At 60.8% G+C, this 19,321-nt stretch carries 16 protein-coding genes; 4 read left to right on the top strand and 12 right to left on the bottom strand.

The window, feature by feature from the left end:
* Nucleotides 1-21: 21 nt before the first annotated feature.
* Complete coding sequence (locus IEX57_RS03840; RefSeq protein ID WP_188702489.1) at nt 22-1,377, bottom strand: type II toxin-antitoxin system HipA family toxin; 1,356 nt, start codon at nt 1,375-1,377, stop codon at nt 22-24.
* Nucleotides 1,377-1,766: a helix-turn-helix domain-containing protein gene (locus IEX57_RS03835; RefSeq protein ID WP_188702487.1), complete on the bottom strand. Its 390-nt coding sequence runs from the start codon at nt 1,764-1,766 to the stop codon at nt 1,377-1,379. Before IEX57_RS03835 ends, IEX57_RS03840 begins: the two co-directional genes overlap by 1 nt.
* Nucleotides 1,767-2,080: 314 nt before the next feature.
* On the opposite strand from IEX57_RS03835, the gene IEX57_RS03830 reads away from it, so the two are divergent.
* Complete coding sequence (locus IEX57_RS03830) at nt 2,081-2,458, top strand: MarR family winged helix-turn-helix transcriptional regulator (RefSeq protein ID WP_229708681.1); 378 nt, start codon at nt 2,081-2,083, stop codon at nt 2,456-2,458.
* Nucleotides 2,459-2,575: 117 nt separating this feature from the next.
* Nucleotides 2,576-3,457: a hypothetical protein gene (locus IEX57_RS03825; RefSeq protein WP_188702485.1), complete on the top strand. Its 882-nt coding sequence runs from the start codon at nt 2,576-2,578 to the stop codon at nt 3,455-3,457.
* 64 nt (nt 3,458-3,521) lie between these two features.
* Here the strand turns inward: IEX57_RS03825 and IEX57_RS03820 are convergent, their stop codons facing one another.
* The 4 genes from IEX57_RS03820 to IEX57_RS03805 all read right to left on the bottom strand — a co-directional run bounded on the left by IEX57_RS03820 (nt 3,522) and on the right by IEX57_RS03805 (nt 7,289).
* A complete protein-coding gene (locus IEX57_RS03820) occupies nt 3,522-4,577 on the bottom strand; it encodes a S1/P1 nuclease (RefSeq protein WP_188702483.1) in 1,056 nt (351 codons plus the stop codon).
* Between the two features lie 340 nt (nt 4,578-4,917).
* Nucleotides 4,918-5,238, bottom strand: a complete 321-nt coding sequence (locus IEX57_RS03815) for an H-NS histone family protein (RefSeq protein ID WP_188702481.1) — start codon at nt 5,236-5,238, stop codon at nt 4,918-4,920.
* Between the two features lie 555 nt (nt 5,239-5,793).
* The gene (locus tag IEX57_RS03810) at nt 5,794-6,627 is read right to left on the bottom strand and encodes a hypothetical protein (RefSeq protein WP_188702479.1); all 834 of its coding nucleotides are present in this window, start codon (nt 6,625-6,627) and stop codon (nt 5,794-5,796) included.
* 14 nt (nt 6,628-6,641) lie between these two features.
* A complete protein-coding gene (locus IEX57_RS03805) occupies nt 6,642-7,289 on the bottom strand; it encodes a dihydrofolate reductase family protein (RefSeq protein WP_188702476.1) in 648 nt (215 codons plus the stop codon).
* A gap of 263 nt (nt 7,290-7,552) precedes the next feature.
* Between IEX57_RS03805 and IEX57_RS03800 the strand changes: the two genes are divergently transcribed.
* Nucleotides 7,553-8,032: a VOC family protein gene (locus tag IEX57_RS03800; protein WP_188702474.1), complete on the top strand. Its 480-nt coding sequence runs from the start codon at nt 7,553-7,555 to the stop codon at nt 8,030-8,032.
* 9 nt (nt 8,033-8,041) lie between these two features.
* On the opposite strand, the gene IEX57_RS03795 is transcribed toward IEX57_RS03800, so the two are convergent.
* The 5 genes from IEX57_RS03795 to IEX57_RS03775 form a co-directional block, all read right to left on the bottom strand.
* Nucleotides 8,042-8,248 carry a hypothetical protein gene (locus IEX57_RS03795; RefSeq protein WP_188702472.1) on the bottom strand — a complete coding sequence of 69 codons (207 nt, stop codon included), beginning with the start codon at nt 8,246-8,248 and terminating at the stop codon, nt 8,042-8,044.
* 173 nt (nt 8,249-8,421) lie between these two features.
* Complete coding sequence (locus tag IEX57_RS03790; RefSeq protein ID WP_229708680.1) at nt 8,422-9,216, bottom strand: ABC transporter permease; 795 nt, start codon at nt 9,214-9,216, stop codon at nt 8,422-8,424.
* 14 nt (nt 9,217-9,230) lie between these two features.
* Nucleotides 9,231-9,869, bottom strand: coding sequence for an ABC transporter ATP-binding protein (locus tag IEX57_RS03785; RefSeq protein ID WP_229708679.1), 639 nt, complete (start codon nt 9,867-9,869; stop codon nt 9,231-9,233).
* Between the two features lie 150 nt (nt 9,870-10,019).
* Nucleotides 10,020-15,527, bottom strand: coding sequence for an autotransporter outer membrane beta-barrel domain-containing protein (locus tag IEX57_RS03780; RefSeq protein ID WP_188702470.1), 5,508 nt, complete (start codon nt 15,525-15,527; stop codon nt 10,020-10,022).
* 366 nt (nt 15,528-15,893) lie between these two features.
* Complete coding sequence (locus IEX57_RS03775; protein ID WP_188702468.1) at nt 15,894-17,645, bottom strand: response regulator; 1,752 nt, start codon at nt 17,643-17,645, stop codon at nt 15,894-15,896.
* Nucleotides 17,646-17,876: 231 nt separating this feature from the next.
* Here IEX57_RS03775 and IEX57_RS03770 point away from each other — a divergent pair, with 231 nt between their 5' ends.
* Nucleotides 17,877-18,581: an HD-GYP domain-containing protein gene (locus IEX57_RS03770; RefSeq protein ID WP_188702466.1), complete on the top strand. Its 705-nt coding sequence runs from the start codon at nt 17,877-17,879 to the stop codon at nt 18,579-18,581.
* Here the strand turns inward: IEX57_RS03770 and IEX57_RS03765 are convergent.
* Nucleotides 18,578-19,231, bottom strand: a complete 654-nt coding sequence (locus IEX57_RS03765) for a TetR/AcrR family transcriptional regulator (RefSeq protein ID WP_188702464.1) — start codon at nt 19,229-19,231, stop codon at nt 18,578-18,580. The two genes, IEX57_RS03770 and IEX57_RS03765, sit on opposite strands and share 4 nt — an antisense overlap.
* Nucleotides 19,232-19,321 lie beyond the last annotated feature (90 nt).

Genomic DNA, 19,321 nt, shown 5'->3' with positions numbered 1-19,321 from the left:
TTGTTCGCTATCCTTGGTGCATCATGACGCGGCCAGGACATCAAGCCCAAGCATGAGTTTATCCGCGTACTTGCGCAGCCCTTTGAAAATACTGCTGGCCACCTGCGGCGGAAAATCAGCCGGCAGCTTGCCTTCTACCGCCGCGATCACCGGCCCGGCCTGGCCGGCCAGTGTGGCCAGCATGTCGGCCATGGCCCTGGGCGTACCCAGCCCCAGCACATGCGCGCCGAAATGAACCCATTGCCGCGCCTGGATTTTTGAGACCAGATAATGCGGGCCGCTTTCGCCGCGCACCGGCATGGCCAGTTTGACCTTGCTCTCATGGTATTTGCCGCGACCGCTACCCATCACCGGGTGGGCCGACAACACGTCGTACAGCGGGGTGAGCCGGTACCGCGAGCCGGCCAGCAGAAAAAGGCTGAAATTCTTGGCGTGACCATCAATGGCGGCCAGCATCCAGAAAATCACCAGCGTCTGAAAGAAAATCACCCGATCGGCCGCATCGGCAGCCGGCCGGGAAAGCACGGCGTTGATCTGTTCCGCGTCCGGGCCGCCCTGGCCGGTATATTTATTGAGCGAATTAACCCCCAGCGCCTGACAAAAATCTTCTTGCGGCAGGCGCAGTATCCACTGCCCGTCCCGCGCCAGACGGCGGTCAAACCGTGCGACCGACAACACTTTGCGATCTTCAAAATGCAGAATCTCGCTGGTGGCCGTCGGCACGCCCCAGGCCTGCATGATCTGGCCGCACAACCATTCGTTCTCTACCGAATGGCGCATGTCCAGCGTGCCGTCGCTGACAATGAGTTCGCCCATGGGCAATTTGAGAATGTGCGTAGACGGCGTACTGCCCTGAGGCAGCATCCACTGGCCATCGTGGTACAGCAGCGCGGTTTTTTCCTGCGCGCCGGCAATGGAAATCCGCAATTCTTGCGCACCGTCCTGCAAGGCGGCGGGCGCGGCGCTCAAGGCATGGCGTAGTACCGTGGCCACGCCGGCTTCGGTCAGCGGCTGGCCGCGAATACTGCGCAGATCGGCAGGGATTTCATCGACCGGCAAAAGCTGGATCGCGCCCACGCAATCTCGGCCAATGGCACGCAGCAAATCAAACGCATCCACCGAATCCAGCCGGTGTTGCGACGCCAGGCGGCGGCGAATGCGGTCGCTGTCTGGCAGCAGATTGTCAAAAAAATTGCGCACTCTGGCGCCTTTGTACGGCGCATTGCCCGGCAGAAAACCCAGCGACAACGAAAGCGGTCGCCGCAGCGGGTTGTCTTCGCTCAGCCAGGCCTCGTCATACTGGAATTCGTCCCCTTGCGGCGTGGTGCGCCAGAAGCCGGCCCGGTAGCCATTGACCCAGACAGCAAGCTCCGCCATCAGAAGTCCTCCGGCGTTTCATCGTGCCAGATAGAACCGGGCGGCAATGTCCGCCCGCTCCCGCTGCTGTGGGCCGGCGTTTTGCCGGTGACGCCGACAGCAGCCGCCACCTGCCGGACAGGCCGGACAGCCGTCGGCAGGCCGGCCTGATCCGGCCCGCTCTCTTGCACATGCCGCCGGTCATCCACCTGCAAATCCAGCCCGAGCGCGGCCAGCACCAGCAGCACCGTATCAAACCCCACGCTACCCGGGTTCTTTTCGATACGCGCGTAGTTCTGCTGGGACATGCCGGTTCTTTCGGCCACCTGCCGCTGCGACAGGCGCAATTTTTTGCGGGCACTCTGCAGCATGTCGCTGAGCGTGTCGCTATCTGGCACTGGAAAAAGCATGCTACCCCTCTCTGAGAAGACGGATGCTTTATCCTAGATTCACATCAAATATGATGTCAAACCAAATCAACATAAAAAATGATGTAAATTTCATTTAACAACATATATGTTGTCGACTGCGAGACACCCAGGATCACCACCGCATGCCTGCCCAACCCGGCCGGACAATCAGTGCGCAGCCGGCTGAAGATGCCGACGATAGACCTCCAGCGTCAGCGCCACACTATCGTGAGACAGCAGCGTCGCAACGGCATTGGCCGCGCTCCGGCCCGAATCAACCACACGGCTGAACGATCAGCCGCAGCTACGCCCGCGTGCTTGATCAACCGCTCAAGGAACTGGGTTTCGCGCTGAGCCAGTTACCCGTGCTGGTTTCGCTCAAGCACGCCGGCACGCTCTCGCAAGCCGAGCTGGCGCACATCGCGCAGGTGGAGCAGCCCAGCATGGCGCAACTGTTGAACCGCATGGAGCGCGACGGCCTGATCACCCGCCAGCCCGATCCTGCCGATGGCCGCAGCCGCCTGATCAGCCTTACCGCGGATGCAGCCAGGCGCATGCCGCAAGGCAAGGCGGTCATGGAGCACGCCTGCGACAACGCCCTTGCCGGCTTTAACCCGGCCGAGCAAGCGCAATTGCAGGCATTGCTGCAACGGCTCAACGGCAATCTGGAACAGATGCTGCGGCCTGCCTGAGGCACCGCGCCACTCGTCAGCGTCAGGCATATTCCCGCACCCGTGATCTACCGTTAAGACGGTCCCGCAGACGCGTACTTATCGGCACCGCATCCACATTGCATGGAGGCCCTGATCATGGCACGGACATACAACCCGACCATCATCCTTCCAAACCGGACTGTGCCGGGCCCCGGCATGATCGACCCCAACGACAGGCAATACGCCTTGCGCGTGCTGGCCGAGGGGGATTCGTGGTATTCGGTGGGCTCCATTCCCACCTCAAACCTGCTTTACGGACTGGGCTTTGCGGATTCAACCCTGTTATTGAATCTGGCCTACCCGGGCGACACCATCATCCACATGTCAGACATCGAGCAGAATCACGATCTGTTCGGATTTCTGGCGCGGCCAAACTACGCCATCAAGTGGGATGCCATCTTGCTGAGCGGTGGCGGCAACGATCTGATTGATGCCGTACAACGCATCGTCCTGCCCGCCGCGGCCAGTGGCCAGGATCCGAAACTGGCCGCCAGTTATATCGATACCGATGTTTGCGCCAAGGTCACGCAAAGCATTGTGTCCAGTTACAAGACCGTTGTCGGCATTCGCGACAGCGTCGGCGGTCCCAATCGCGGGGTGCCGATCATCATTCATACCTATGACTACGCCACGCCGCGCGACGCCCCGGTCAGCTTTGCCGGTCTGGCATTGCCGCTGGGCCCGTGGCTGTACCCGGTGGTGAAGGCTTTTGCCGGCCCTTTGCAGTTATCCATTGCCGACCTGCTGATCGACACGCTGGCAACCACGCTGCTGTCACTGGACACGGCGTCAAAGTCGGCAAACGCCCTGCCCGCGTTTCATGTGGTCGACACGCGCGGAACGCTAAAGCGCGCCAAACAGGGCACATCTGGCGACAGTAATGACTGGACCAACGAGATACACCCGAATCACGACGGCTACAGCAAGCTTTCCAGCAAGCTCTCGCCCGTCATCAACACGCTGATCGGCAGCAAATAAACAGCTGACGGCGCGGCCAGCCCAGGCCCACGCCGCATCAGTACCAAAGATCAACAGTCAGCACTCAGCGATCCGGCCAGATGGCCTTTAACACATTGGCCAGATTGGCCCCGGCCTTGGCCAGTTGTTGCTGCTGTATCCGCACCCGCGTATCAGCATAGTCATCCGGCAGATCAATCTGCCATTTGGTGGCCTTTTTGGGCGTATTGGTGGGCTTGCGCGGGACGCTGGCGGCGTGGGGTTCGACCGTCACCGGGCCGTAGGCGTCTTTGGCAACAGCGATCGTGTCATTCGCCCAGCTGCGCGACCACGTCGTTACATCGCCACCCGGCGCGGGGATCGTTCTGGCCTGGGCGACCAGATCATCAAACTTGCTGCCGCCAATCTCGAAATACGCCGGGATATTGTCCCACTCTGCATGCAGCCGGCGGGTGCCATCCATAAGCAGGTTGCCGCCTTCAGACGATGTATCCAGGTGTGGGCCAGGGCCTTGCTTGTCGACATCGACCGGCTGGGCATCCGGCGTCATGTAGATGGACACCGTATGCAGCGGCTGGGTGATATCGCCGGCAAAATGCGCCAGCAACCGCAGCGCTTCGGCTTTGTCCTTGATGCTGTACGGCGACGGTGCCGGCTTGCCCTGCAGCACGGCAATGGCGGCGTCGATGGAATGCACAATATCGTGATCACTCACCCCGGCCACGGCATCTTCATAAGACGGATAGGTGGTTTCGACATCCATATAGTGATACTGGGCGTGGCACTTTTCCTCGCCCGGGCTGGGCTTGCACTGGTCCCAGTTGCGCTTGATATAGCTCTCAAAGGCCGCCTTCTCGCCCGCCAGCGGGATGCATTCCTTGTAGGCGTTGTCGTTTGAGATGTACTCAAACTGGCCATTGGTATGGCGGACTACCCCTTTGGCGCAATCCGGCCACACCGCAATCTGCGCCAGAGTAAGATCCGGCCCCAGAATGGCCTTGACCTGCTGCTCGGCATTGGTCCCCGCGATCAACCTTGCGGCAATCTCGCCAATCGCCTCATGACCTAGCGAGCCCCACGCAAAACAAGCACCAGCACTCAGCGCGATCACGCCACCCGCGAGATATCGAGCAATACGCATTTTCACTTCTCCTGTACGGTCGAAATAAATGTGTACCGCGGGCCGGCACGCTGGCTCTGCCGGCCAGATCCTGATCCCGGGACGATACTGGATCCCCCGGATCATCTTCGCTGTTGCTGATTAAAGGTAAATGACGTTCTGGCTGCGTAGCGGCTGATCAGGCGATCAGGATGTTGCGCCGCCGAATTCAGATTGACGACGCATTCTGGCAAGTCTTCTCTTTCAGGCCGCCACAAAAAACAACGCCCCTGTCACAACCACCGGCAATTTCTGCAAGTGTTGTGACAGGGGCGTTATCTATTGCAATCGGCAGCGTGCGTTCTGCCGCCGGTCTGCGGATTCAGACGGCCAGGTCGTCCAGGCTGCCACCGGCATTCAGGTGCGCCAGTGCCCATACCGGCTTGCGACCACGGCCGGACCAGGTTTGGGATTTGTCTGCGGGGTTTGCGTACTTGGCGACAGAAGCGCCTTTTTTCTTGCCGCCAGGCTCAGCGCCACCCAGCAGGTCTTTCAGGTTGAAACCCTTCTCGGCGGCCAGGGCGTGCAATTCGGAGATCAGGTTTTTCTTGTCGTCCACTTTGCGGCGTTCGATCGTCTGGCCCACTTCGATCACAAGCTGTTGAAGTTCTGCAGTGCTGTATCGGGAAAAATCGGTTGTCATGCTGGTTTATCCGTCGTTGAGTAGCCCTGTTGGTTTTTATGTCGGGCTGTTGGAAACACTTGATAATGGCTTATACAACGCAAATACGCGAGTGGTTTAATTCCCGTTAAAAGAATTGACCCGATGCACTGCAAAGCGACTAATGAGCCACGTGCAGGATTGACTGTCTGCGCACCCCGGTTTTTTCTGGTCAGCGCCATCATTGACCAGCGACAGGGTGCTGACAAAACCGGCTTTCATTTCAAACAGGATTTGTAGATGCAGATCAGAAAAATTGCAGCGTCAGCGCTTTCCGGCCTTTTGGCACTGCATCGGCATTTGCATACCGAAGATGCCCCCTTACCTGCACCAGAAATCGTTAGGCGATCTGGCAAGCGCTTGTGAAGCGCTTTTATGAATCTGCCGGATTCAACAGACACGACAAGCAAGCGTTTATTGCAAAGCCGCCCCGCTGATCCTGCACAAGGCTGAACCCCGAGGCGGCTTATGACGCTTGATTCAGCGTGCGCGATCGCACTGCGCTGGCACACCAGATCAAATCGCCCCGGCTCTGGTTTATCCGCGGTGTTCGCGCAGTACGCGCATGACTTCTGCCGAATACGGCACGCCTTTGGCCACCAGCGGCTCGGCAATACTGCGCCAGTGTTCGTATGCTTTTTTGCGGGCTTCAATCAAAGGCCAGATTTCTTCTTCTGATTCTTCGCCACGCTTGACCCGGTCTTTAGCCTCGCGAAATACGTTGGAGGCAACAATCAGATCTTTTTCGGCCTGTTCCAGCTGTTCACGCGTGAAGTCATCCATGGGTGTGCTCCTCTGCTCTGCTTTGAATTCTTGTTGTGCATAACGGTGAGAACTCCGGGCAGACACAGCATACATCCAGAGCGGGGGCGTGATTGGGCTATTTGATCTGTTACCGGCAATGCGGCGGATTTGTGCAGGTTTTTGCCACACCATCTGCCCGCCGGCGCCATCTACTCCAGGTGCAACACGTTTGATGATGTAGCAACATATTTCTGCCAGGACGGCTTTGTGCCGATAAAATTGCCCCGACAATGAATGCGGCGCATTACAGATTTTCTGGGGAAAATGGATAAAAGTCTGTTGTTTTATCTGATTGGCGGTTCTATTGCAGTGAGCGTGCTCTATGCGGTTTTGCTGGTCATTTACATTGCACGCATTTTCATGAAAAAGACCGTACTTACCAATCCGGATCTCTTGCAAAATATCCGGCTGGATTTCAAAGCCGGCGATCCGGTCGCCAGAATACGCTGGCCGGTGCACTGCACTGCGCTGACACTGGCTTTTTTGCTGTTGTTTATCATCGTCAAAAACCGCATGCACCAATAAAAAGGAGGGCCAAGCCCTCCTTTTTTTATTGGAGCCTTGCAAGCCACTCTGTTGGCTTACCCCCGGCGCAGTACCACGTGCGTGGCTTTTTCTGTCCCGACGGACTGCACGCATTGATAGCCCAGCGCACGCATATCCAGCCCTTCAAACAAGCGCTCGCCCGCCCCCAGCAAAACTGGCGAAATGGCAATGTGCAATTCATCAATCAGGCCGGCACGCAGGTATTGCTGGATCGTGCTGGCGCCGCCGCCAATACGCACGTCTTTGCCATTGGCCGCTTCACGCGCGCGTTCCAGCGCTTCATGAATACCGCCGGTGACAAAATAAAACGTGGTGCCGCCTTCCATTTCAATCGGGTCACGCGCGTGATGGGTCAGAATGAACGTGGGCACGTGATACGGCGGGTTATCGCCCCACCAGCCTTTCCAGTTCTCGTCCGGCCAGTCGCCGCGGGTCGGGCCGAACATGTTTCTGCCCAGAATCCAGGCGCCGACATTCTGGAAACTTTGCGCGGCGAAATCGTCATCGGCACCGGCGGTACCGCCGTCGGCACCAAACAGCATGTGCTGGAAGGTGCGGGTGGGAAACAACCACTGATGCAGATCGGTTCCGCCGATACCCAGCGGGTTTTCCAGACTCTGATTCGGGCCTGCGCCATATCCGTCCAGCGAGATGGTATAGGCCGCAACACGAACGCGTGTCATTTCACGACTCCTTTGGGTCAATGCCCGATCCAGCATCGCTGGTGAGCACTTTACTTGCCACCGGCAAGTTCATTTCTGGTTTTGTACCGCAAAAACCGCAAGCTGACTGGCTCGCCCCGTCAACAGGGCAAGCTCGGCAATCATTTGTCATGCCGCCATCTTCCGCAACCCGGGCCAACTCCCGTTCAACCCGGAACCGCTGTCTTGCCGATCCAGCCTTCTATACTGGGCACTCTCCATCCCGTGTATTGAAGGGGTTTTTCATGTCCAGCAAGAACACCATCTGCCTGTGGTACGACAAAGGCGCCCTGGAAGCCGCCGAATTTTATGCCAGCGTGTTCCCGGATAGCGCCGTCACCGCGGTTTATCGCGCCCCCGGGGATTACCCCGCAGGCAAACAGGGCGACGTATTGACCGTCACGTTTACGGTCGCCGGAATACCTTGCCTGGGGCTCAATGGCGGTTCCGGCATCAAGCATAGCGAAGCGTTTTCTTTCCAGATTACGACGGAAGATCAGGCAGAAACAGATCGCCTGTGGCACGCCATTGTCAGTAACGGTGGCGAGGAAAGCGCGTGCGGCTGGTGCAAGGACAAGTGGGGTTTGTCGTGGCAGATCACGCCAAGGGTATTGATGGAGGCTATTGCCGACCCGGACCCGGCCGCCGCCAAACGCGCATTTGACGCAATGATGACCATGGGCAAGATTGATATCGCGAAAATTGAGGCCGCCCGGCGCGGCTAACGATCTGGTTCAGTCTTCGATCGTGAGGCCCGATCCGGCAGCGGGAGCCGGGGCATCGGCATGCCCACCCAGTTGCACTACTTTCACGCCGGCCGGCGTGGTATCGCGCAGGGAGTCGGCCAGTTGCTCGGCCTCTTGCAAGGTGTCAAAGACTTCCAGGCAATAGCTGAACAAGAGCACCGCAAAACCGCGTTGCGCGGGAGGACGTCGGGTCACCGGAGGCTCCTGTTTGCCAAGGCCGGGACATTGTAAACAGCGCTAGACCGGACGGTCCAGTATTGTCATGCAAATGTCATAAAAACCTTATCTTTCAGGGCAATAACACTCAAAACACCCGCAAGATCGCCGGATTTCATCCCGATCTGAAGATGTTTCTGGCTCCACCTGGATCAGCCCTGTTTCTGCGGCGCCAGCCGGTCCATCCGCAGCCGGTGGCGCTCGTCAGTCACGCTGTAGGCCGACAGGATCACACAGCCAAATGCTGCCAGCCCGCTGGCGCCCGCCAGAATGAACATCAACAGGATCTGGTATTTGGCTGCTTCCAGCGCATCCATGCCGGCCAGCACCTGCCCGGTCATGATGCCGGGCAAGGTGATGATGCCCGCGGCACTCATCTGGTTGATCACCGGCAACATGCCACTGCGAATGGCCGAAACCAGATACGGCTTGAGCGCCTCTTGCCGCCGCGCGCCCAGCGCCAGCCGCGCCTCAATGACGTTGGCCGCACTCTGGATACGCGAGAGAAACGCATCCAGCGAAATGCTGGCCGAATTGAGCACGCTGCCCAGCACGATCCCCATCAACGGAATGGCATAGCGTGGATCATGCCAGGGGTGCGGCCGGATGGCGGTGGTCAGCGCCAGCGCCACTGTAAGCAAAGATGCCGCGCTCACCACCGCGCCGCTGATGGCATAGCCCTGATAGCCGCGCAGTTTGCGTGCCGGCCGTGCGGCAACTTCCCGCGCGGCCGCGCCGATCATGATCAGGATGACCAGCACGGTGGCTGGCGGCGATTGCAGCGCCAGAATCCAGCGCAACACCAGACCCACCAGCAACAGTTGCACCACCATGCGCGCGGCGGCGATCACCAGCGTGCGGTGCACCTGCAAACCCAGCGCCAGCGAGATCACGCCGTTGATCAACAACAGCGCCGAGGCCATGGCCAGATCAAATGAAGACAACAAGAGCGGTTTGATGATCAGGCCCTCCGTTGCACTTGCACCAGCTGGCCACCCAGCCGCGCGGCCTGTTCATCGGCATGGGTGATCAGCATCAGCCCCAGGCCTTCTTGCATCCGGCTCAGCAGCAGTTGTTCTACCCGCGCGATATTGTCGCGATCCAGCGCGCTGGTGGGCTCATCCAGCAACAACACTTTGGGCCGCGCAAGCAACGACCGGATCAACGTTGCGCGCTGGCGCTCACCCGTGGAGAGCAACGACAAGTCAGCATCCAGCCGGTCAGGCTCCAGCGCCAGCGCCGCGGCCAGTTGATCCAGTTCACGGTATTGCTCTGGCAGAAAATGCGCGCGCACGGTCGGCTGCCACCAGGCCGATTCCGCCCCCTGATACACCACTTGCCGCCGCCATGCCGGCGCCGGCATGCTGCTACGCGCCGCGCCCTGCAACAGCACTTCACCCGTGCCTTCATCCAGATCGGCAATCAGCCGCAACAAGCGGGTTTTGCCCGCGCCGGAAGGCCCGCGCACCACCGTACAGGCGCCGCGCTCCAGCACAAAAGACATGGGCGCAATGAGGGCGGACGCGACGGCATCCACCACCAGCAATGAGGGCGTACCAGCCACACTGGCGGGCGTATCGACAACAGGGGCAGCAAGCATAAGGGGCACAATCCCGGGCAATGATGGATTCTGAAAACAGACCTGTCCGCCGTGCATTGTAGCGGCCCGCACCTTAAAACTGGCCGAGGCGTGCATGGCCGAGGCACATAAAAAAAGCCGCGATACGCTCGCGGCTTTTTGCAAATGGACTTACCAGCGCTTTTTCACCCCGACCATGGCGCCGTAGTTGCTGTAGTCACTACCCATCTGGCCATGCCCTTGCAACCAGCCCGTGGTGTCTTTATCCAGACGCCCTTCCACACCGGCTTTGACTTCAGCCAGGTTGGCCGGTGTATCGCTATTGAGCACCTGGCCGTCAAAGGCCACGCTGCCGGCCTGATTGCCATGCAGCCAGTTGGCTTCCACAAAAGGCTGGGCCTGATTGCGGCCATCATCTGTGGTGGCGCGGCGATACATCCGCACCCCGACCCGCGTGGTGACTTGCCCGCCATCCTGGCCGTCGATACGGGTACCGCTGTCATCGGTCACCGCATTGGTTCTGGCATGGCTGTAGACCGCCTGCACTTGTGGCGTCAGCATGGTCTGCCTGTCTTCATGCGTGCGCAGCGGGATTTCATACCCGCCCTCAACCGAAGCAGACCAGATGCGTGAGGCATACGATTGCGTAGCCCGGGCGTCGGCGTCGACCTTGTTCTTGTACCAGCCGTGCTGCAACCAGGCATCCACATACGGGCCTTTGCGGGCTTCAGCGTCGCCAAACCAGGTGCCGTACAGGCCGATCGCCTGCCCGTCCACCCGGCCTTGCGCATGCGCCGCGTTGCCTTTGGCAGAGACTTCCGTCTTGCCCTGGCTGACGCTACCCATTACCCCAAGGTGCGTACGCTGGCCGTCGTCATCCCAGCGCGCCACGTCGGCCCCGGCATGCAGCAAGAACTGATTGCCCGACTGGCTCAACTCGCCCTGACCGGCCTTGCTGTTGGTGTGATCACCCACAATGCGGGCCCACGCGCCGTGGCTGGCGCCCTGGTTGTTGTCGAAATAAGACTCGCCCACCCGGTCACGCAAGGTATGCATTTGCCAGCCGCGGGCCATGGCCTGGTTGGCCAGATAAGCACCCGGCTCTGGCCGCAGGACTTCCGGTGTCATGGGTGCATCATTGACCAGCTCACCCTCTGCCCGGCGCGGTTGCGCCGCCCCTTCAGCACCTTCCTTGCGTGAGCGCAGGTACCAGTTGCCATCAGCCGGGTCCTCCGAGCCCTTGTACAGCCTGTACTCGTACAGACCTGCCGTGGCACGCCCTTGCAAAACAAACTCGCCGCCGGATTGCTGATCAACCTGTACCAGTTCAATACCGCGACTAGTCAATTCGCCAGCGCCGTTGGCATTCTTGACCGTCACGCGGGTTGAGCCGGCGGTATCGCCGTGCACGATCATTTTGTCGGTTGCTGCGTCATCGCCCGCCAGCACGGTCCTGAAATTGATCTGGCCATCCTGCCCGGTGTAATCACCGGCGATCTCCAGCACGTTGCCCGGCGCGCTGGTGGCCGAACCCAGGTTGACGACACCGGCATTCACCAGATCACCACCAATATTGAAGCGGCCAGCCTCCCCATTGGCCACCGAGGCATTACCGACATTGAGCGTACCCTGGTTATCAACAGCGCCAGCCACCCGGCCATAGCCACCCAGTACGGCACCCGCTGCGACATTGACCTGGGCGCTGGCCAGTTCACCCTGGCGACCCAGTTGCAACGCACCGGCATTGACATTGGTGGTGCCCGTCCAGGCTTGAGACTGGTTCACGTTCAGCGTGGCGTTGCCTTCTTTGTTGACCACACCCGCGCCAGCCACCGGGTTTTGCAACGTCCAGTCTGCACGGGCAACCAGGTTCAGCGTCCCGTCGTTTTCTACTGCGGCCGACCCCAGATGGCTTGCACTGGCCGCAGTCAGGCTGCTGGCGTTATCAACCAGGAACTCCCCGGCAAAGGGCGAGTTATCCGCCGCCAGCGTTACGTCCGCCCCACCCGTCAGCGACACCGTACCGCGGCCGGACAAAGCGTTGACGAGATCACCCTGCGCGCTGGCGGATGCAACCTGCAGCATGCCGTCATTGGCAATGGCGCCCGTCCCCAGACCCGCGACGTGATCCACGATCACTGCGGCGTCATCATCAATATGCGTTTGCACCCGCAGGCCGGCGTTGGCACCGTGAACCACCAGTTCAGCCGCGCCCGACGGGTTAGTCACGCGCAAATGGCCGGCGCCAGTCAGGCTACCCAATGCATTGCCGCCGTTGCTCACGGTCAGATCACCGCCATTGAAATCAAGTACCGAGCCTGCCTGCGTGTTTAGCGTACCAATCCCTTGCCGTGTGTGGTTCAGATCAGCGCTCGTGCCGGTTTGCAGGTTCAGTGCGCTGGTATCACCCAGAGCGTGATCGGCCACTGCGCGTAACGTGCCGCTCAGCACGGTCGTCTCGCCGCGATAGTCGTTGCGGGCATTGGAGAGCGAAATTGCCGCCGTGCCGGCCTGAATGGCCAGATGACCACTACCGGTGACACGGGCGGCCAGATCTGCCGCCGCGCCCGTCGCACCCGGCGCCTGCATCAGCGCCAGCGTCTGGTCTGCCTGCACATCCACCTCTTGCAGCCCGTAATTGACGTACAAGCCATCACCCGGCGCAGTAGACAGGCCAAAATCGTACGTCCCCTTGGCGACCACCTGCCCGTCTTGCGCGATGTTGACTTGCTGCTGGGCGCTGATCAGATTGCCGGCGTGATCGGTCAGCGCCAGCGCGCCGCCACTCCCGGTCACCTCTGCCGCCTGAACCAGTTGCAGCCCGATCAGGCCGTCATCCTGTTCCAGCAAGGTGGCGGTGTCTGTGGTACCCGGCACGCTGGGCACATACGGGTCTGGCAGATCAACCGCCACCGTACCGGTGCCGCTGGCGTCCAGCCGCCCGGCGTTGACGTAACTGCCGGCGCGGGTGCTGTCTGGCACCACATCGGCAAACACAGCGGTGCCGCCATTGAAGCTGAGGCCGCCGATTTTTTGCTCACCGGCGCCCACCCGGGTGGTGCTGTCCTCATCCATCCGCAAGGTGGCTTGCGCCAGCGCGGCGGTGTTGATGCCTTCCAGATCAAACTGCCCGCGACCCATGGCCAGCGTGCCGGTGAAACCGGTGCCGGCATCCGGCGTAAAGTCAAAGTGATCGGCAGTGGTACCCATTTGCGCTTCCAGCGTCCCCTGGCCGGTCAGCCCGTTGCTGAAGGCAAAACCGCCGGCAAGGGGCGCCACGCGCAAGGTGCCATCCAGCGCTACGCTGGCCGCTCCCAGATGTGCTGCAGCGCGCACCTGGGCGCTGCCATCCTGCTCAACCTGCAATACACCGGTAAATCCGCTGTTATCGGCGGTGATGTCGATATCCGTCCCTTGCACCGCAACCACGCCGGCACCGGCCAGCGCGTTGTCAAATTCCGCATCGTAACTGCCGGGCTTGCCGGCAAAGTCCAGCTCCAGCCGGGTATCGGCATTGACGTTGATTGCGCCGCTGCCTGCAGCGTCCTGGTGCGTCAGCGTTACCGTGCCGGCGTTTATCTGCGTGCCACCGCTGTAGGTATTGGCGCCGCCCAGCCGCAGGGTGCCGTCGCCGGTTTTTTCCAGCCGACCCGCGCCGGCAAGGCCGTCGTTGTAGGTCAGGCTGCGATCGCCCTCAACTTGCGCCGTCACCACGCCATCCAGTTCAATGCCGCTACTGGACAACACCCCGCTACCGGTCAGCGTCGCGCCAGCGTGCGCGGTAATGCGTGCGGCATCTTGCAGGCTGAGTGCGCCATCATGCTGGCCATCCCCCACCTGCACGGTGCCATACACATCGACGCCGCCTTTGGCGGTCAGCGACCCGTTGCCCTGCAGCGTGCCGCCGTCAGCAACATTGACTCGCCCGGCGAAATCCACACTGGCCTCATTGAGCGAGAGGGTTGCCTGATCCTTGATCGTCAGTGCGTTCACACTGGCATCGCTGCGGACAAAGGCCAGGTTGCCGCTTACCTGCGTGACGCCGCCTTGCGCGTCTGCGAGGATGTTGACTTCGCTGGCGCCGGTCGCCATATCGATGCGGGCTGTGTTGATCTGGCTGCGGGTCAGATTCAGCTTGTCGTTGCCGGCGCCAAAGTTGATCGAGGCAGCACCCTGATTGCCATTGATGGTGACCTCGGTCAGGTTGGCCGTATCGTTGCCCGCCCCCAGATCAACCAGCCCGGCGGTACCGCCACCGTTCATGGTCAGACTGGAAAAATTGACCACATCATTGCCGGCCCCCATATCCAGCAACCTGGCCGACTGGTCGCCATCCAGCGTCACCCGGCTGAAATTGGCGGTATCGTTACCCGCCCCCATTTGCAGCGTGGCCGCCACTTGCGGGTTCAGCGTCATGTTCGACAGATTGGCCGTGTCATCGCCATCGCCCGTATCAATGGCCACCCGGTTCTGCAAGGTGGTGCCGTCCAGATTCAGGGTATCGTTGCCGGCCTCCAGCTTGATGGTGACGCCATCGAGCGTCGCTGCCGTGGCGGTAAAGGTATCCGGGCCGTTACCCATATTGACCGCACCGCCAATCAGGGTGGCATCGTCAGCAACGGTCATCACATCGTTGTAATAGCCAAAGTTGTAGGTGATATCGGTTGAACTGGCGCCGCGATTGATCTGCACCGTGTCACTCGGATTACTGCCCGAGCCCTCAGCCATGGAACCCGTCAGCCCGCCAGTACCGGCGTCAGTCGCGCCCGATGTGGCGGTGGCGAACTCGTACATGCGCACTTCGCTGGCCGGCACGCCATTGACGTACAAGGCCGTGATGTGGATGTTTTCCGGGATGACAAAGGTGTCCGAACCCATGCCCATCTCGATCTTGCCGATGGCCTGGCCGTCTTCATCGGCCGTGATCAGATCGTCGCCGCCCCGCGTGGACAGCCAGCCGCCATTGAAAATGAAGTTGGACAGTTTGACGTCGCGGTCGTGGCGATACGGGTCAAACCGGAACGTGCCGCCAGTCAGCTTGATGTGCGCGTTTTCGCCAAACGCCACCGGCGTGTAGACCTTGTCGTAGTTACCGTTATTGGTGACCGCCACATAGTTGCGGCCTTCGTAACTGAAGGCGATTTCCAGCGTGGCGTCTTTGGCCAGCACAATCTGGCTGCCGGCCATGGTCGGCGCATAGATCAGGAACATGGCGCCTGACTTGGACGGCGGCGTATTGAGCCCGGAACCGGCGGACAGCCAGAACGGCAGGTTGGCGCTGCTGCCGCCCGTGATCTTGCCGTAACCACCCTCGCCCACGCTGATGCGACCTGTGGCGCGGTAATACCCCCCGGTCAGGTTCAGCTCGCCGCCATCAAACACAATGTTTTCAGGCACTTGTTTGGCATCCGGGTCAGCACCGCCGGCTTTGGCCTGGTCTTTGTACCCGCCCAGGATGGTGACCCGGTCCTCCTCGCCCAGCGTCCAGGTTGCGGCGGCTTCGACATCGACCGCGGCAACCGCAATGGCTGCGCCACCCAGAATCGCGGCAAGGCCTTTGACGGCTTCGTCCACGGTGCCACCAAGGGTGGTATTGCCCGCCGTGGCACGATCATGTTCGCTGACCACCACCCATGCATTACGGGCCGCGTTCCAGATACGCTGAAAGATACGGTTCATGACAAGACTCCTGCAACAGGCCCGGGCTATACGCGCGCAATGCGTTTTTCGGGCAAAGCCGGGCCCTTACGGCCCGTAAAGGGCCATGACCCGGATAAAACAAACAAAAGGGAATCAGCAGACGCACCAGGGCGCCAGCGCACAGAACTCAGTGCGGTGGCGCGCCACCTGCGGTGAACAACCAGTGCGGGATCAACATGAAATTCGCCTCTATACCGGAACGCTGCCGCGCGGGGTGCGCGACATAAATTCGTCAATAAGCGAATTCTGAGAAAGCCAGGGCGCGGCGAAAATCACCAAGTCATGAGACTGGCGTAGGAATGTCATTACAAACCGGGCATGACGGCGGATAACCCGCTCAGGACGTCACGCCTTTCTGACCTTGCCCGCACTCATGGCAGAGCGCGAGAACATCAGATCAATCTGCGCCTGAGTGCCATGCACCGACAGGCGCCCGCCCATGGCTTCCACCAGATCGCCGCACAGGATCAGATCGGCCAGTCCGTCATCCGGCCCGGCCACCAGCGGCGCCAGCGGGGCTTCACCGCTGCTGGCGCTGATCTGCACGGCCAGCAAGGCGCGGTTTTGCAACGTCAGATGCACATGCAGTTGCAACTCACTGGCGGGCGCCGTGCGTATGCAATAGCCCAGCAAGGATTGCAGCGCGGCGGCAAAGCGGCGCTGATCCAGCCAGACTTCATCGTGCTCGGTGCCATCAAGCGTCACTTGCAAAGTGATGCCACGCGCCTGCGCCAGCGCGTGTTGTTCTGGCAGCAAGCCCGACACCAGCGTGCGCAAGCGGCAACTGCTGTTCATCAACACGCCGTTGTCTTCCAGCGCAACCAGTTGCTCGAAGGAGGTCAGCCGCTCTGCCAGCACTTGCCGGGCTTCGATCACGGCGGGCAACCTGGCGGCAATGGCCGGGGGCAGGTCTGCCTGCCAGGTGCGCAGATCTGCCAGCATGTCTTCCAGAACGCCCTGCGCCTGCCGGCTTCTGGCGGCCGATTGTTCCAGCAGCATGCATCTGGCCTTGCCGGCCGCTTCAACCCGTTCTTTGGCGTGGCGCAAATCCAGAAAGGTGGCTTCAAGATCAGACAGGTTGAGCGTGCCACACAGCACCGCCTGCACCTCGCCGTCCGGCCCCGTCATGGGGGCGCCCCAATAAAGGAACGACACAATGCCCTGCCCGACCCGGCTGATCATCTCCAGCCGGAACGACTTGCCGGCGCTCACCGCCTCGGCAAATACCGTCTGGGCATGGGCAAGCGCATCGGCATCCATATAGGCGGCCAGCCCTTTCAGGTCTGTACCCTGCAGATTCATGCCGCGCCGGGCGTGAAAGGCTTTCATGGTGGTATTGGCAAAACGCAGCATGCCGTCGGGCGCACGGATGCCCACCGCCATGGGGATGGCATCAAGCAACGCGTAGAGCTGTGCCGGATCATCCAGTTGCCCGGCTGACAAAGGAATGCCTGGCGTAGCGGGCGCGGCTTCAGCGTCTACTGACAAAATGTGGTGTCGCCGCGCAATGCCGGCCAGCTCGATCACCGATTTGACGTTGAGCTTTTCCTGCAGGCGGATCTTGTAAGTGCTGACCGTGCGATCACTGATATTGAGCGCGGCGGCGATCTCGCGATTGGCATAGCCCTGCGCCAGGTAATACAGTACGGTCAGTTCACGCGGCGACAGGCTGCGCACCTGCGCCTCTTCGTCGTTGTCGTGCGCGCCGGCACGCACGCCCAGCGCCGGATAATACGTGCGGTCCTTGCTGATGGCGGTGATCGCTTCGGTCAGTTCCTCGATGCTGGCCAGCTTGCTGACAAAGCCCGCCGCACCGGCACCAATACACAGGTCGATCACGTGCGGCGAGTCCTGTGCCGTCAGCACCAGAATCCGCGTGGCCAGCTTGCGTTGCCGCAAGCGCTGGATGACCTCCAGCCCGCCCAGATGCTGCAGGCGCAAGCCCAGCACCAGCATGTCGGGTTCCAGTTGCGCTGCCTTGAGATACGCATCCTGACCATCGCCGGATTCATGCACAACTTCGTGCCCCAGACGGGTCAGCAAAGCATGAATGGCATGCCGGGTCAGCGGATGCTCTTCAGCGATCATCGCCCGCATGGCTGCGCCTTGCGCAAAGATGTGCAATCCGGTGACAACACGGCGGTCGGCCCTTTTTTGATGTTCTGGCACAACCCAGTGTAGTCGCTGCCCGGACGGGCGCCTCTGTTCAAACCGGCAGGTGGAAAAACCCGATGTAATGCGCTTCCTACAGCAGCTTCGTGTTCTGGCGATATGGCCGTGGGCGCTGTCGCTGCATGCTGGCGTCAGTGACCCGCAGGAAAACAGATCATGGAAACCGAAACAGAGCTAGGGGCGCGCCGGATACTGGCCGGGCTGACCCTGACCTGCGCCAGCCGGGGGGCGTGTTCAGTCCGGCATATTGTGCGGCCAGCGCTGGTATCGCAGTGTCTGGCCGCTCACCTGGGTTTGCCGCCTGAAGTCCAGGCACGTATTTCAATGGCGGCAGCCGCGCACGATATTGGCAAACTGATGGTGCCGGACACCCTGCTGGCCAAAACCGGCAAGCTCAGCGCCACAGAGTGGGCAACCATCCAGAGCCATGCCGCCGCGGGCGCGCGCCTGTTGCCGGAAAGCCCGTCCACCCTGTTGCGGCTGGCCGCCCACGTGGCGCATGCGCATCACGAGCATTTCAACGGCAAGGGTTACCCGGATCATTTGTGCGCCCAGGGCATTCCGCTGGCAGCGCGGATTGTGGCGATTGCCGATGTGTTTGATGCGCTGACCGATCCGCGCCCCTATCACCAGACGCGTTCTGATGAAGAAGCGGCGCAGTACATCTGCAGTGGTGCGGGCACGCAGTTTGATCCGGACATCGCCGGGGTGTTTGAACGCCACTTCGGCAGCATCCTGATCACCTGCCACGCTGCCGACATGTTGCTGGCGCGGGACAACCCGCGTCAGGTCATCGCCCGCTGTTTCTCGCTACCGGAGCGGGCACCGCACTTGCTGCGCCGGCCACGCTTTGCGCGCTAGCCGGCCAGGCCACCGGCCAGCAGCGCCACCGCATGCTGGAGGATGTCATCCTCGGTGATGCTGCTGCGCATGGCGTCATCCTGCCACCTGGATTTCATGGCCAGCGGCAAAACCGTCAACCCGACGAGGCTGGTAAAGATCAGCATCGGTTCCAGTTTTGAATTGATGCGGCCCTCTTGCTGCCAGCGTCGCAGGGTTTCCAGCATCAGCGACTCACGCTTCGCGCCAAGGCGCGCTTTCACGCGTTCGTGCAGCACCGGGTCTTCGCTGATCATCTCGCGAATCCAGAACGGCCCGAACCATGCGTGTTCGACATTGAGCGTCATCAGTTGCCGCGCAAACCGGGTCATGGTCGCCAGCGGGTCATCCGGCCCGCTCTCAAAGACCCCCTCGAAATACGCCCGCACCGGCAGGATGCGCTCTTCCAGCAAGGCATCCAGCAACTGTTCCTTGGTCTTGAAGTAGTAATGCGCGGCCGAAGGCGTGATCCCCGCTTCTTTGGTGATGGCCGCCATGGTGACGTAAGCCGCACCTTGCCGGGACAGCAAAGACTGGCCGATATCAAGCAAGCGTTCGCGCTGGTTCTCTTGCCCCTCGCGCAGTGAGGGCCGCCCTGGACGGCGCGGCGACGGTGAAGCTTCCCTGGTCACAAAACCTCCGTTTAATCCCCGGAATGATAGCAGCAGGCAACCGCCCATTGACATCCACCCTATGACATCCATATATTAATTGAATCATCA

It is taken from the genome of Silvimonas iriomotensis, assembly GCF_014645535.1.
GTDB classification, from domain to species: Bacteria; Pseudomonadota; Gammaproteobacteria; order Burkholderiales; family Chitinibacteraceae; genus Silvimonas; species Silvimonas iriomotensis.
Note: the sequence above shows the minus strand (reverse complement) of the source record. Positions and strands in the feature narration are given on the sequence as shown.